11 protein-coding genes are annotated in these 15,224 nt (G+C 66.8%); 7 read left to right on the plus strand and 4 right to left on the minus strand.

What is annotated here, in order from left to right; all coding sequences use genetic code 11:
* The first annotated feature begins 86 nt into the window (after positions 1-86).
* On the plus strand, positions 87-1,871 hold the full coding sequence (locus OOK38_RS33220) for a sigma-54-dependent Fis family transcriptional regulator (protein WP_266850011.1): 1,785 nt from the start codon (positions 87-89) through the stop codon (positions 1,869-1,871).
* Positions 1,872-2,148: 277 nt separating this feature from the next.
* Here the strand turns inward: OOK38_RS33220 and OOK38_RS33225 are convergent, their stop codons facing one another.
* Positions 2,149-2,745 carry a hypothetical protein gene (locus OOK38_RS33225; RefSeq protein WP_266849705.1) on the minus strand — a complete coding sequence of 199 codons (597 nt, stop codon included), beginning with the start codon at positions 2,743-2,745 and terminating at the stop codon, positions 2,149-2,151.
* A 1,130-nt stretch (positions 2,746-3,875) separates the two neighbouring features.
* Between OOK38_RS33225 and OOK38_RS33230 the strand changes: the two genes are divergently transcribed.
* The 3 genes from OOK38_RS33230 to OOK38_RS33240 are packed head-to-tail and all read left to right on the plus strand — an operon-like array spanning position 3,876 to position 10,725.
* Positions 3,876-5,762 (plus strand): hypothetical protein, encoded by a 1,887-nt coding sequence (locus tag OOK38_RS33230; RefSeq protein ID WP_266849706.1) that lies wholly within the window; start codon positions 3,876-3,878, stop codon positions 5,760-5,762.
* 12 nt (positions 5,763-5,774) lie between these two features.
* Positions 5,775-8,258, plus strand: a complete 2,484-nt coding sequence (locus OOK38_RS33235) for a M23 family metallopeptidase (RefSeq protein WP_266849707.1) — start codon at positions 5,775-5,777, stop codon at positions 8,256-8,258.
* A 1-nt stretch (position 8,259) separates the two neighbouring features.
* Positions 8,260-10,725 carry a VWA domain-containing protein gene (locus tag OOK38_RS33240; RefSeq protein ID WP_266849708.1) on the plus strand — a complete coding sequence of 822 codons (2,466 nt, stop codon included), beginning with the start codon at positions 8,260-8,262 and terminating at the stop codon, positions 10,723-10,725.
* A 195-nt stretch (positions 10,726-10,920) separates the two neighbouring features.
* On the opposite strand, the gene OOK38_RS33245 is transcribed toward OOK38_RS33240, so the two are convergent.
* From OOK38_RS33245 to OOK38_RS33255, 3 genes are all read right to left on the minus strand, one after another.
* Positions 10,921-11,118 carry a hypothetical protein gene (locus OOK38_RS33245; protein ID WP_266849709.1) on the minus strand — a complete coding sequence of 66 codons (198 nt, stop codon included), beginning with the start codon at positions 11,116-11,118 and terminating at the stop codon, positions 10,921-10,923.
* A gap of 341 nt (positions 11,119-11,459) precedes the next feature.
* A complete protein-coding gene (locus OOK38_RS33250; RefSeq protein ID WP_266849710.1) occupies positions 11,460-12,131 on the minus strand; it encodes a nucleotidyl transferase AbiEii/AbiGii toxin family protein in 672 nt (223 codons plus the stop codon).
* Positions 12,128-12,592 (minus strand): hypothetical protein, encoded by a 465-nt coding sequence (locus tag OOK38_RS33255; protein WP_266849711.1) that lies wholly within the window; start codon positions 12,590-12,592, stop codon positions 12,128-12,130. The genes OOK38_RS33250 and OOK38_RS33255 overlap by 4 nt, the downstream gene beginning before the upstream one ends.
* Positions 12,593-13,364: 772 nt before the next feature.
* On the opposite strand from OOK38_RS33255, the gene OOK38_RS33260 reads away from it, so the two are divergent.
* From OOK38_RS33260 to OOK38_RS33270, 3 genes are all read left to right on the plus strand, one after another.
* Entirely contained in the window at positions 13,365-13,625 is a 261-nt protein-coding gene (locus tag OOK38_RS33260; protein ID WP_266849712.1) for a hypothetical protein, read from the plus strand.
* A gap of 40 nt (positions 13,626-13,665) precedes the next feature.
* A complete protein-coding gene (locus OOK38_RS33265) occupies positions 13,666-13,833 on the plus strand; it encodes a hypothetical protein (protein WP_266849713.1) in 168 nt (55 codons plus the stop codon).
* A 192-nt stretch (positions 13,834-14,025) separates the two neighbouring features.
* Positions 14,026-14,946, plus strand: coding sequence for a squalene/phytoene synthase family protein (locus OOK38_RS33270; RefSeq protein ID WP_266849714.1), 921 nt, complete (start codon positions 14,026-14,028; stop codon positions 14,944-14,946).
* Positions 14,947-15,224 lie beyond the last annotated feature (278 nt).

Genomic DNA, 15,224 nt, shown 5'->3' on the forward strand with positions numbered 1-15,224 from the left:
TGTGAGACACGCCTTAGGTGTCACGCCGTCGAACTGGTCCAATCACTGAACCGAGGGATTGTGACGCGCGCAGTACGGGAGTGTTAATGCCCCGCCAACCAGCCAGAAGCTCACTGAGAGCAGCCAGAGACCTCTACCTGGAGGTCACCAAGGATCCAAGCGCCCGGCCGCTCGTGGTGGCCTCATGGCATCGCTCGATGGAATTCGAAGTGAAGCCGAGCAGCCTCGACGCTCCGTACCTGGACAACCCCGATCTGGATAGCCCCCTGGCAAGGGCGGCGCTGCCGATCCTGGACAGGCTGCACGAGCAGCTCGCCGACGACCCCGTCTCCACAATGATCACAGACCGCAACGGCGTGGTCCTCTCCCGGAAGGTCTCTCACCAGGGGCTGACGACGAACCTCAACCGCGTGCACCTCGCCCCGGGTCATGTGTTCGCCGAGCGCTACGTGGGCACCAACGGCATAGGAACCGCGCTGGCCAGCGGCCGCCCGGTCATGATCGCCGGAACGGAGCACTACGTCGAGGCGCTGCGGGACTTCCGATGCGCGGCCGTACCGATCCTGCATCCCACCCGGCGCACCCTGCTGGGAGCCTTCAACCTCACCACCATCCGTGAGGGCTCCGACGGCATGCTGATGGCCTTCGCTCGCTCGGTCGCGGCCCAGATCGAGGCCGAAATCGCGGCGATCACCTCACGACGCGAGCGAGCCCTTTTCCAGGACTACATGGAGGCGTGCTCCTCAACGCGCCCCGGCCCTGTGCTGGCCCTCAACCGTGACGTCGTCATGATGAACGAGCAACTCAGTGCCGCCGTGACCGGGCCCGATCACTACGCGCTGCTCGACCACGCCCGTGAGATCGCCAGCCACTCCCGGCTGGAGGGGACCCGCAGCATCGCCCTGCCCTCGGGGCGGGTCGCCGAACTCAAGATCAGTCGCTGCCGGCGCGAGGACAACGACGCAGGCGCCGTCTTCCGAGTCCGGCTGATCGGACGGCCCCAGCCCACACCTGCAATTTCCGCCGCACTCGCCCACTCCAACCTGGGACTGGTGGGCTCGTCCCCACACTGGCTGCGCGCGGTCGCCGACAGCGAAACCGCGTTCGTCGCCGGGACATGGCTCCATCTCCTGGGCGAAGCCGGCGTCGGCAAGAGGACACTAATCAAGGCCCTCCACCGGGCCCACGCCACCGGACGCCGACTGGAGATGACGGAAGCACCGCTGTCTGCTGCGCCAGCCGTCACCGAGCGCTGGCTGCGCGACATCGGACAGCTGCTTGTCATCCCGTCCAACGTGCTCGTCATCAGCGACGTGCACCTGCTGGGCGACCGACTGCGGCAGCAGCTGACAAACCTGCTGGTGCAGCTGAACGGCATCCCGATCGGGCAGCTGGTCATGACCAGCCAGCCGTCGATGGTCAGTGCCGACGACCAGCTCGACCAGCTCTGTGGTGCCTCGGTGGAGGTGCCTCCCCTGCGTCACCGCTTTGGGGACATCGAGTACCTGATGCGGTTCTTCCTGCGCAAGTACCGGCCGAGCGGCGAGTGCAGGTTCTCCCCGGATGCGCTGACCATGCTGCAGCACTGCCCCTGGCCCGAGAACGTCCGGCAGCTCGAGTCGGTGATCCGGGGCCTGGCGCGGCGGCCTTCGGGCCAGGTGATCCACGTGGAGGACCTTCCGCCGGAAAGTCGGGTGTCGTCGAACAAGGTCCTGACCACCATCGAAGCGCTGGAACGCGACGCCATTCTGCGTGGGTTGATGGCTCGCCACTCCAATGTCCAGCAGACCGCGCAGGACCTTGGGATCTCGCGCGCCACGATGTACCGCAAGATGCGCCGCTACGGGATCGTCCCATCCAGTCTGACGTGACGAGCCTTCCGGCACGCAGGCCGTGGCGTGCATGCCTGTCCAGACATCTCACGGCGCCAACGCGTCAAGCAGCGAGGTCCGCGGAAAGGCCCGCCGTTCGTCGAAGTGGACGCGGTGCCGGACGCAGTGGCGCAGCTGCTTCCCGCACGCCGCTCGACGCGCCTGCCTGGGCAACGCCACCGATGAGTCGTCGACTGCTCCACGACTGTGCCCCCTTCACAACAGATCACCGGGCAGCTAAAGGCTGGGGAGGGGCGCAGCACATCTTCATGGGTGCTCAGCTGGCAGCAGCGGCCGCCGGCTGTGCGGAGGCAGCGGCCTCTGCAACGTAGAAGACCGATGAGCCCTGCTTGGTGCGCTGGGCCAGGTTCTTGGCGACAAGGTTTTCGACGGTGGTCCGCACAACGGTGGTCTTGATGCTGCGGTTGGGGTGAGCCTGCGTGAGCGCCGCGGTGATCTCCGCGGTGGAACGGGGTTCCCTCGCCTGCTCCAGGTGGCCGCGCACCAGGTCGACCAGGCTGGGCTGCGCAGCCGCTGTGGCCGTGGTCTTGGATGCTTTCGCGGGCGAGGTCTTGGGAGTGGCCGTCTTCTTCGCGCTCTCAGCGGCCGCCTTCTTGGACTTGCTGCGCTGGGGTACGGCGGAGGCCTGCGGCGGCACGGTTGGCGCCGCGCCGGCTGAGCTCGAACCGGTGAGTGCCTGCTGAATGTTCACCAGGACGCCGTGGTCGTGCTGCAGAGTGCGCAGCCTTTCCTGCAACGCTTCGAGTTCTGCGCTGATACGGGCCCGCTCCTCAGCGTTGCGCTCGAGGTCGGCTGCGACCTGGGTGACGTACTGGGTAGCCAATTCGGTGGTGTGCAACTGGACTTCGGACATGGCGTAGGACCTTTCGGTAGTGTGCGCGAACGCTGACCCGCAGGATTGTCCGCCAAGGGCGGAGAAGGTGTGCCATCGGCGTTGACGGCTCACCCACAGCGCGCAACAACTGAGGCGGACAACAGGCTAGAGGTAGTGCGCACAGGACAATCACATGTTCTTGCCCGGTCATGCCTCACTTCCCATGCCAGTGCGAGCAGCCTACTGGCACGTGCCACATACGTCGTGGTGCACGCGTCGGTGTCACTGAACGCGGTCAGTGATCCACTTCTCCTTGCAGGCTGTGTTCCAATGCGGCAACTGCGGCTTACAGGACGGGTTTGCCGGTGAAGCCCCGTAATCCGCAGACACACAGGCGTACGAGAGTGATGCGGAGTCGATGCCGGGGCCGACGAGGGAGAAGTGCAGCCGCCGGACGTGAGGCAGGCGCCGGCTGCATGAGCGGGCAACGCTGGAGAGCGGCCGGAGGCCTGAACGGCGCCGAAGGCTTGCTGCGGCCGCCCAACGACTGCGGTGACGACTCGCATCCTTCGGCGTAGCCCGTTCGAGTCGTCCCGATCCGGAAGGAGCTGCGGGTGACGGTCCGGGGGCTCGGCGGAGAAGAGGGCGCGAGGGCGCCGAACGTCGCACAGATGGTGCCCTCGGCTCCTACACGCCAGCAGCCGACCGCATTCCTGTGACTGGACGCGTGGTGGGGGCCTGGCGGCGGCCGGGGAACACGGACTCGTGTTGTGCGATCTCCGCAGCTGACCCGCCTTGCCTCGGCGTGGGCAGGTGCACCGTAGCCGTCGAAGAGAGCCTCGATCAGGGATTGGCCCGGGCCGCTTCAGAGGGCGGGCACCCCGAAGCCCGGCCTTTCAAAGGACGTTGTCGGGGATGCAGCGTAACCATCCTGGCCTTGCACAGATGCGAGGAGCGCGCAGGGGCGCAAAAGCTCGACCGCTGGTGCGCCCGTCGCACGCCCTTCCATGGGCGTTGAGCGTTCTGGTCTCCTGGACAGGCTGTGCCAGGTCACGTTGGTGATCTACTGAGTTCGACGGGTGTCTGCCATGGGGGCTGGCGACAACGAGGGCCGCGTCTCTGTGAATGGCTTCTGGCATCAGTCGCGCACGGGTGAGAGGGGAGCCACTGTGAGCGCGACCGACTTCGACAAGGTTATTCCACCTCATCGCTGGCTGGAGCGTCGTGCTCGCCCGCGGCTGCGAACCCTGGCCGGCCATACGCTGCGCATGGACGCAGCCGAATTCTTAGGCGTCGCCGACGCGGATCCGGTGCGGTGGAGAATCGGGCGTCGAGTCTGGAACGGCCGCCTGCTTGACTGGACTCCCCGGCAGCCAGGCCGCTATCGCATCACAGCCACGACCGGATCCGGCCGCAGCCGGTCGGCGTGGTGTGACGTCGGCCTGCGAGCGAGTGATCTCGTCGAGCGAGCGGATGCTCTCAGCTACTACTTCTGCCTCGTCGTCCGCCGCGACTTCACCCTGCATTTCATCCCGCTCCTCGCAAAAGACCATGAGAGCGATGCCACACACACGCTCAGCAAGGAAGCAGAGGGCGGCCACCGCGCGTTCCGGGCACTCATGGCCAGCCAAGCGCAGGTCTATGGCCAGCAGGTGCTCCGCCGCATCCCTGCCCTGTGGCACCGCACGAAAAGAGTCCAGGACGGCATCTATGCAGTGTGGCCCAGTGGCCTCACCTACCTCGGCAGCGCACCCGACATCGCAGCGGCCGGAACCGTTCTCGCGGATGCCCTTGGCCAGATGAAGGACTCGGCTCAAGGCCGGGCCAGGCTCCTGCGCTCTGCGGAGGACGCCCTTGATGGGCTGAGCCCCGACAGGTACGCATACTCTGACGAGCCCGCTTTCCCCTCGGGTGGAGTGGGAGCCATCGAGCGTTTCGCTATGGCAGTTGTCAATCCGCTCACCGCAGGCCTGCTGGCGTTCAGTAAGGATGTCGGCCTGAGTAGGGCGCGGGGGATCATCACGTTCAGCGCCTCGACCGGGATGTTGAGCACCCGCCTTTTCGACACGCGGATCGGGTTGTGGCGGCAGTTGAGCACAGGGTTCGACTTCCCTGGGCGCGCAGATGCGCGAGCTGACGGCATGCCGGCGGATCGTTTCGGACGCGGCAGCTCGCGCGCCGGCGCGCTCGGCGGACTGCTCAACACGCAGGGAACCGGCTCCTTCACGGGGTCACGTCAGCAGTGGGCGATGGACGGCTATTCCGAGGAGGGAACGACCTGGGAGCCGGGCACCTATGGCGGGAGTCCTGGAGAGTTCGGATACCGGGAGACGAACGGCAATCCTGACGGGTACCCGGACAAGCCGGACTACTTCTGGCCGGATTCGAACTCGGGTGGTGAAACGCCCACGAACGAGGTCGATTTCGACGCTGCCGTCATATTCGGCAACACCGGGACCGATCCCGATGACGGTACGGACGGCGGCGGGGACGATCCCGATGCCGGTACGGACACTGGCGGGGGGGACGACCCCGACGCCGGTACTGATTCCGGCGGTGGAGACGACCCCGACGCCGGCAGTGATCCTGACGGTGGAGACGACCCCGTGGTCGATCCAGAGGCAGGCACGCCCGCGCCCGACGACTCGGGCGGCCATGGCGGCGGGTCCCTCGGATCCGCCGCCCCTGTCATCGTGACCCGTGGCGGCGGCTACACCGACCCCGGCGAAGGCCAGGGAAATACCGGCGGCGGCAGGACCACGATCACTCCAGGAGGGGGCTATACAGATCCTGACCGGGACGGAGTCCCGGATGGCATGGCGATATGGGGCGGGTACAACGCCCCGATCGGCCACGAGGTCGACCCGGTCTTCGACCCTCCACCCGGGGCGTTCCGATCCGCCGGGGCGGTCTCGTTGTCGAAGACCGTCACGGTCCATGCAGGGGTCCGGATCGAAGAGTACGCAGGAATGACTCCGGGCGGGATTGTCGCGGACGGCGTCTTCAGCACTGGAACGTCCGAACGGATGCCCGGTTCGCGAGGGCCGCGCCCGTAGCAAGGGGGCCCGATGCGCACGCTGTATCTCCATGCCTCTGCCGCCTACGTGGCGGTAACTATCAAGGGTTCCTCCCAGTACTACGTGCGTGCCAGCTGGGCAAATGATCTCAAACTGCTCGACGAGCCACCGGGACTGCCGAGAACCTCCGACAACTACTTCCAGAACGCGGCCCAGTACGTTGCAAATCCGCCCACCGCAGCCAACCCACTGGTCCTGCGCGCCGATGCCACTTGGTGGCGGCGGGCACGCGAGCGGGAACGGACCGTCTATGCCCTGGTCGAGTGGCGGAAGAGCCCCAACCAGCCGTGGGTGATGCTCGATACGCTGGAATACGTCGTCAACCACTCGCCACGCGCCAACGCGGGCCCCGACCAAGTCGCCATCGTCGACGCTGCGGGCAACCTGACCGCAGAGGTGTCGCTGGACGGCTCCGCCAGCGACGACCCCGACCAGAACGCCGCCCTCCACCCGGCGGGAACCCTTACCTACTCCTGGGCCGCGATCCAGACCCCCGCCGCACTCACCCCTCACGGGCCGGCCTGGACAGCAGCTCACGGACTTCGGCCAACTGCCACTCCCCTGTTCCTCGCAGCGGGGACAGCGATCCCGCCGAGCGACCGAGGCGTCTACGCCTTCCGCCTGACCGTCGATGACAACGAGGCGGCAACCCTGGGCACTCGAGCCGGTCAGTCCCTGACCAATACCTCCGACATGCGAGTCATGCTGGGCGCCCAGGCAGGACCGGGACTGACCGTGCTGTCCCCCACAAGCACGGCCCCGTACTTCGGCAACTTCGAAGACGGCGTGGACGTACCGGTCCACTTCACCGTGGATCCCGCGCTCGTACAGCAGAACGCCTACCACAACGGCTGGTTGGTGAGATGCACCATCACTCTCGCACTCGACTCACCTGTCTACCCGTCGGGCCGAAGCCAAGGTGAGACCGTATTCGAGGCCACAACAGCCGCCCGTACCGGACCAGTCGAAACCATCCACTGGAACGGACGAACCAACCGCGGCACGACCACCGGATGGAGGGCGGTCGGCGCGTTCACCGTCAAGCTGGAACTCCTCGACAGCACCGGCGCTCTCCCCGCCGGAATAGCAGGCAACGTCACGACCCAGAACCGCGCGATCGTCCTCGACGGCTTCCGGTGGAAGCTTCCGGTAGACGCCCCGTGGGCCCAAACCATCCTCAGTGGCGGGTTCGGAGAATCGGGTCACGCTGGAGGCCTGCAGACCCGCCTGCACACAGGGATAGACATCAGCGCAGTGGGACCGCCTGACATCGTGGCCGCACGGTCCGGCTTCTACCCTCCGGGCAATCCGAACGCCGATGGTGTCCACCGGATCGAACTCACCCACGCCCTGCCCGACCGGACTCACTACCTGCACGCCGACCAACTCGCCAACTACGCGCCGGGCGAACTCGTCCTCCAGGGAGCCAAGCTCGGCCGCATGTCCAACGTCTCACCGGGAAGCCTGGACGTGCATCTGCACTTCGAACACCGAGTACAGACGCCCACCGACCCGGGTCCCACGGTCCGCAACCCGCTGGGCATTGTCCCGCTGCGCGACGTCTACGCGCCCGAAATCGAAGGGGTGTTCGTGCGGCAGGCGCCTGCCGCGGGAGCTGCGGATATGTCCGCAGCCCACGACAACATCACGGGCATGGCCGATCTGGTCGTCCGGAGTCGCGACTACGCCCATCCGGACAGGCTCAACGTCGGCCCAGGCACCCTACTGAACGGACTACACCGCCTGGAGGTCCTCGAGCAGAACGCAGTCGCCGCCTGGCGCGGCATCCGACTCGACGCGATCCCCTCGCCGGGCGACGCCCAGCACGTAGCCGTCACCCACCTGCGGGACGTATTCGCCCTCCAGGCCAACAACCTGCAACCACCGCCCGTCTTCCCCCGCACTCGCGACAACCACTACCTGAACTACCTGCGCTGGAACACCGCCGGCTACCAGCAGCAGGGCGGCCCGCTGCGCCTCGAAATCTCCGTCGTCGACTTCAGCAACGCCCGCAGGAGAAGGACCGTGGTCATCGGCCCCGATGCGACCCTGCGGACCCCGCCTCCCACCCCGGCGACCACCAACGCGGCACCAGCCCCGTTCAGCTTCGACATCGAGGTCGTCAACCGCACCAACAACCTCAATGGAGCTCACACCATCAACGCCAGCGTGGCGAGCCCGGACGGATACCAGGTCCACACGTGCACCGACTGGATCAGCAATGACAACTGCCACGTCACCTTGGCGGGTGCCCCGCCCGGCTGGACCATATCGCCGGCGCGCACGGGCGCACTGTCCAACGGGGCGACACCCGCAAGCCCACAGGGCGGCGCTGCCCAGCCTCAGGTGGTCACCGTGACGATCGATCCGCACGGGCAGGCTCCTGCAGGCACCCACACCTTCGACATCGTCGTCTCCTCCCACGTCCTGCGGCAGGCAGGCAGCAGGATCCCCGTCACGGTAAGGGTGAACTGACGTGCCCAGTCACCTCTACTCCATCGACGCGGGACTGCTCGTACCGCAAGGCGTGGCTGCGATGGACGGCGTCCTCACCGTTGCCGACACGGGGCACAACCGGATCGCCTTCTACGACATCGCGGCCCTGCCCGCCGCCCAGCCGACGTATGCCGGCGGACCTGGCACAGATCCCGCCGTCGAAGGACTGCGACTACCGGGAGCCGTCACCTTCCTCGCACCCGACTCCCTCGCGGTAGCCGACACCTTCAACGGACACGTCGACCAGTACTCCGCCACCGCGGGCGGGTGGGTCTTCCAAGGAGCCATATCCCCAGGCTCCACGTTCGTGCCAGACGTCGCCGGCGAAGGCAACGCACTGTTCATCCTCGACGCACCGAACCGGCGCATCCAACGAGCAGCCCCCACCGGTGCAGTCACCACTCACCTCACCGACCCTCACTGGCTGGACCCGACAGCCCTCGCGATCGGCAGCGGCTACCTCTGGGTCGCCGATGCCGGCCGGCACCAGGTGTTCCGCTACGACAACACCTTCACGCGCACCGCCATCGGCGGCTACGGAAGTGCCCCCGGAAAGCTGCGCACCCCCCGAGGACTCGCCTTCGATACAGCCACAAATACCCTGTACGTCGCCGAGGCCGAAGGGGACCGCATCTCGGCCTTCGACACGACAGGCGCTCCCCGCGGGGGGATTCCCCTGCCCACCGGCTTCCATCAGCTGCACAAGCTCGCCCTCGACACAGGCCGGCTGTACGCGGCGGATGCCGGGGCCAACAGCATCCACGTCATCGACCTCACCAAGCCAGCAGACGCGCTGACGCTGCGCGAGGGTGTCCTCGATTTCGGGTCGGTCGGGATCGGCTACCGGCTCGGCCGCCCAATCACCATCCGCAACCAGGGAACCAGTCCCGCACTGGTCACCAGTGCGTCCGTCCAGGGCGCCGGGTTCACCCTTGCCGACACGCCGCCCTTGACAGTGCCGGCCGGCGCCGAGCGGCCCCTCCTCATCCGCTACACCCCGCCTTCACCAGGCCTGGCGGCCGGCCAGTTACGTGTGGAGACGAACTCGGCCAATACACCAACGCTCTTTGCAGATCTGCTCGGTGAGGGGCTGACAGTCGAGCCGATGGCCCTTGCCCTCGTTCTCGACCGATCCGGGAGCATGGCGGACTCATCCGGCTCCATGTCCAAGATCGAGCGACTGCGTTCCTCCTGCCAGCTCCTGATCGACCTGCTCTCGGCAAACGAACGCGACGAACTCGCTGTCGTCCCGTTTTCCACCACGGCCTCTACAGGCCTCCCCCGCTCTCCGCTCTCCCCAGCGACCGTCACCGCCGCAGCCAACGTCATCGCCGGGCTCGCCCCAGGAGGGCTGACGTCCATCGGCGACGGCCTGCAGAGAGCGTTCACGGAGCTCACGACAAGCACGCTGAGCCGGCGGAACATCATCGTCGTCACCGACGGGATCGAGAACACCGCACCCCTGATCGCAGACGTCCCCATCCCAGGCGGCAGCAGAATCTTCTCCATCGGCGTTGGCCTTCCCGAGTTCCTCGACACCGCCAAGCTCCAGGAACTCGCTGCCGGTACCAGCGGCTACTTCCAGATCACTGACGCGAACTACGCTCTGCTGCCCAAATTCTTCGTCCAGATCTTCAGTGACCTCGTCGGCCAGCAGATGCTCATCGACCCGACCATCCAGCTGTCACAGGGCGGCACCCGTGACATCACGACCGACGTCTCCAGCGGCGAACACACCCTCACAGCCGTACTCACCTGGGAGAACCCGGCAAGCAACTTCACCATCGAAATGATCACACCGGAGGGAGTCGTACTCGATGAGACCCGATGCAGCTGGGTCACACGTGGCGACCGCCACCTGGCGTGCTCGCTGTCGCCGAGGCCTGCCGGCCGCTGGACAATCAGAGTCCGCGCCTTGGCCACAACAGGCATCGAGAGCTGCGTGATCAGCGCACTTGCCCGTTCCGATCACCATTTCACATGGAACTTCGTAGCACCGCCGAGAGAGTCCACACAAGAGCCCCCACCCACGGTCGCCCCCTCCTCCGGACCAGATCTCTTCCCGCCCGCGCCCAGCTTCTTTACCCCGCCCAACGGTCTTCGAGTCGGCGACCGCGTTCGTCTGGAGATTCGCCCTGACCCCGGCGCTGTCATCCGAGGGGGGACGGTCGGGATCCGTCCCCCCGGAAGAAGCCTCTACGAACTGCGAAGCCGCTACGAGGGCATCGATCTCGACCGCGTAGACCGCATGCCAGAAACGGGGTGCAGGACTCCCGCGGCTTGGAGGCAAACGAGACTGATCCGCCGCTCCGGGTCCGCAGCAAGCGAGTTCACCCTCGACGGACCAGACGGTGTCTACGAAGGCCGCGTCCGGATCATGGCACTCACCGACGACGGCGAACGTCTACAAAGAGAACGAAGCTTCCAAATCCTCGTTGACCCCTGATCCACCACAGCTGCTCCCCGCAACGCGCCGAGATGATCCGCCGGCGCACACCATGGCGCCGGAGACTCTCGGCGGCTCCCTGCACTTGGGGAATGGATTCCACCGAGGACCGCCCCGGCATCAGGACCCGCGGGTGGTCGTAAGGTGGCGGGTTCTTTCTGCTGGGGTCCCCGCCAGGCTTTGGATGTCAGGGATTTAGGTGAGGAGGGCGACGATGGCCGCGGTCACCGCGGCAGCGAGGGTGATGACGGCGGCGAAAGCGGTGGCAGCGCGGCTGAGAGCGGTGGGGTAGGTGGCGCCGTCCATGCGGGCGATCGCGGCTGCGCCAGCAGCCGCCAGCAGTGCAATGACGATGACGAGCGCGGCAGCGAGGAGAACAACGACGACGGTCACGGCAAGCTCCCTTACACAGTGGGGTGTTGGCGTGATCGAAGGTCGCGGAAATCGTGTGCGCCGGGGTTCGCCGGGACAAAGATGAACACCGGCGGACACATCACGGCCCGGGGGGGCGCACGTGCGCGACGAGCAGCGCGGAGACAATCCGGCACTCACCGAACTGCGTAAGAGACTGGCTGGCGGACTGGCCCTGGCCCGGCTGAACCAGACGCAGCTCGCCGCCCGGGCGAGGCACTGCGCAGCAGGTGGACGCTCGCATTGTTACTGAGCCCGTCGGATGGCCAGGTGTACGGGCCGCTGCGAGTACATCCTCAAGGTCGTCGGCCGGCTGTCTCCGTCTAATCCAGATCCTGATCGCGGAGGAGTCGGCGGCCGAGGTCGTCGGCCCAGTCCTGGGCCCAGGCCATCAGCTCGTCGATGAGTTCGGGGGGCGCGCCGTATGCCTCGAGTTCGGCGTCATCGAGCCAGGCGACCGCGGTCAGCCGGGTCTGGAGAGACTCCAGGTCGAAGCGCTCGCGGGCATGGCGGCGGCCAAATTCTTCAAGGTCGGTCGTGGGCCATCGGCGCGAGGCGGCGAAAACGTCCAGGGCGTCGCGAGCCACGCCGCGCTCGGCCAGCGCGCGGACCTTCGTGCCGATCACGTCTTCCTCAGCGAGCACAGGTCCGTAGGCGCAGGAGGCGGTCGGCCGGGTGAACACTTCCTTCAGGACGTCCACCTCGCAGGTCTCCTGGGATCCGGAGCGGGTGTCGGTGACGTTGAGGCGTGCGGAGAGTGGGGCGACTTCGATCACTTCGAGCTGCCAGCCGCGTTTGGTGAGCCCGTCGGTGAGGGTGTGGACGATCTCGTCCATCGGTGCGGGGTTCTCGGTGGCGACGTCAAGGTCCTGGCTCGGGCGTGCGAGGAGTTCGTGGGCCTGGACGGCGTAGCCGCCGGTGATCACCAGGGGGTACGGGGAGCCGATGGCCAGGACGTCCGCCAGAAGGCGGGCGTGCAGCTCTGGAAGTCTCACGCGGCCGCCGGACCCTGGTGGGTACGCCGTCGCCGGGCCGGAGGCTGAGCGGGAGGTACGTCGGCCAGAGCCCTAAGCTCTGAAAACCGATCCTCCCATACACTGCGGACCGTGGTCGAGACCAGGGTTCGCAAGGTGGGCCACGACCCCAGGAGGATGTCACGGTTCAGGAGAACAGACAGGTCCTTGCGCATGCCCTCGGCCAGGACAGTGCGGTACAGGCTCATCCGCTGACGTTCGTTGGCGAGGTCGAAGACACGCAGCCCGGACCAGACCACGGTGGCGGGTGGTTCCACAACCCCCTGTGCCGGTCCGTGCAGCTCATCCAGCGAGTCCGGCAATCGTCGCCGAAACTTCTCCCGGTACAGCTCCAGATCCGTGCCGCCGGAGCCCCCTTCCACAACGGCACCAGCACCGGCAGAGGGCGGCGCGGGAACTGGGTACTGCGGTGTGGCGGGCATGCCCCAATTATGACGGCTATCGCCGGGTGCCGTGCGGCAACACCATGTTCCGGCTCGTGCCGCCCCACTTTCGGGGACTTGGCACACTTGCGACTGTCGTCCGGGTACGCGCGCCCCGGCGATAGGAATGCTAGGCAGCCTCTCACTTCTTGCACTGCCGGCCGCCTGGCGTACTCGCCGGTGAGCGGTATGTCGTCGGCGATGCCCTCGCATTGGTCAGCGGCTGCTGCGTGATCGGCGCCGTGTCCGTCGCGCGCATGGGCGCCAGCTTCAGGCGCACACCCGTAGTCGGCCGTCTCGCCAGCGCACTCGCCACGACGGGCGTCCGCGCGGCGCAGGAGCCCCAGCCGTGAACGCGGGAACTGGGTGCAGGCCGCTCGGCCGGGAATGAATGCTCCTGGTTGCCTTCCTCCGCTGGCTGCACTGGGATCCACGGTCCGAACTGGGACTCTCCCGGCGTACGGACCTGTCGGTGTCCACTCCAGCGAATCGCCAGCAGTTCAGGGCTCGCCCGAGCAGCGGCCGAACCGAGAGAAGGGAGCACCGGGCATGCACCACGGGACCGTCCTGAAGGTGCAGTGATCACGGCCCGGCCACATCGTGCTTGCCTCAGAATGCTGGCGCGCAGAATGGCCCCGACTGATCGGCTAGCTCTGGGGGGACCATGCACGTCCGAAGTGTCGTCTGCACGGCTCTGTTCGCTGTCTCCGTGGCAACGGCCGGATCCAGCAGCTCAAGCGGAGGTGAACCAGGGCAGCCTGTCAGCTCTGCAGTGTCTGCCCTGAGTGATGCTGCGGGGCGCCAGGCCTGCGTTGATGCCTGGGCCGAAGTCATTTTTGCCCATCCTCAGGACTGGAGTCCGGGGGAAGCCGAAACGCCCGAGGAGTGCCCGAGCAAGATCGGTAGCACGTGGGCGGACCTGTACATGCTGGGCAGGGACAAGGCCGAGGAGAAGCGGCTGTTGCTCCCGCCGATCGACGATGGGGCTTCGCTTGCGGCCGAGGAATCTCCATCCGAGACCGACCAGCCGTGAGCACCGTCTCGCGCTCTGCCATGGAGTTCGCCTTTGTGAGGTGTCGCGTTCGGCTTCGGCGCAGCTCTATCCGGCGCTGCAGCCCGCCGTACCCACGTCTTCGCGTGACCTCACTCCGTATCCGCTCATCGACCCGATCGCGCAGCGCAGCCTCGGCGGTGGCATCGGGATCGGCGGTGCGATACGGGGCGGCAAACAGTTCGACTGATCGCCGAGCGTGCATGGCTGACGGCGCTTGGGCCGCCCGTCCACGCGCCCGAAGTCGACCGCTCCGGGGGTAGAGGCACACGTCAAACGCAGCCTGGCCAGCCTCGCCATCGTCACCCTCGACCGACTCAATATCCTCCTATGCAAGCCGACCCAACGCCTCCCGTGCCAGCAGCACAGTAAGGAACGCGACATGCTCACGTGGACTCGCACGCTGCGCCAGGCCGGCATCACCGAGCCGACTCTGCTCGCCGCGTACGGCCAACAACGCGACTCTGTCCGGCGCTTCAAAACTGCGGAATTTTTGACCGTCCGGCTGCTGCTGCCCGCGCAACTGCACCCACCGATCATTGCCGCGGTCGCCTTCATGCACGAGACAGACCAGCGCATCGACACCGGTACTCCTGAAGAGCGCGGAAGAGCGTTGGAGAACTGGACCACAGCCACACGGGCGGCACTCGAGGGCACCACCGCTACCCACGCCACTCTCCGGGCACTCGGGGATGCGGCCACGCGCCACCCTCAGCTGAGGCAACGAGTTGCGGACTTCCTGCAGGGAGCGCACCACGAGATCAACTACGCCGGCTTCGACACCGAAGACGAACTGCAGTCCTACATCGACGCGTACTCGCTACCCGCCTTCATGCTCCTGGCCTGCCTGGTGGAGCAGAAGGACGCCGCTAAGACCGCTATCTACGTGCAGCGCTGCCGCGATCTTATCGAGGCGATGCAGCGCGTCGACTTCCTCGACGACCTTGCCGAGGACGCGGCGCACGGGCGGGTCGGCATCCCGGGCAGCGATCTGGCACGTCACGGACTGTCCGTCGAAGATCTCCGGGCCCCAACGAACGCTGTCCGGGCGCTGCTGGAGAAGCTGGTCCAGCAGCAGACGGAATTGGCGCATCTGCGGTTGTCCACCAGTAGGCAGCTGGTGGGACTGATGCCGCAGCAGACTCAGCCCTTCATCTCCGCGTTGCTACAGGTCCAGGAGCTCCGGTTGCGCGCCGTCAGCCGCAAGGGCGGCCGCCTGGCCGACGGCGGTGCGCACCCGTCCGCTCCGGCTCTGTTGGGCGTGCTGGCACGCCAGTACCGGGCCGCGAGGCAAACACGGTAGACATCAATCCGGGGGTCTTCCAAAGCAGCGCCTTCATGATCCCCGGAGTCTCACGAACACGGTTTCGCGGCGCATTTGGCTACCCGGTTCCGGGCCGGAAGCCCGTCGGCGGCCGCACTGATGGCGGCGCTCGTGGCGTTGCGGGAGCGGATACCGTCGGCCTGGCGTACTACAACCCGGTCGTCACGCGGGACTTCGAAAAGGGGCATGTCCGCTCCGGCCGCCTCGGCGACGCCCGGTCCCTCGTCGACAACCCTGACATCCTGTACACCCCGTCC

This window comes from Streptomyces sp. NBC_00568, assembly GCF_026341855.1.
GTDB lineage: Bacteria > Actinomycetota > Actinomycetes > Streptomycetales > Streptomycetaceae > Streptomyces.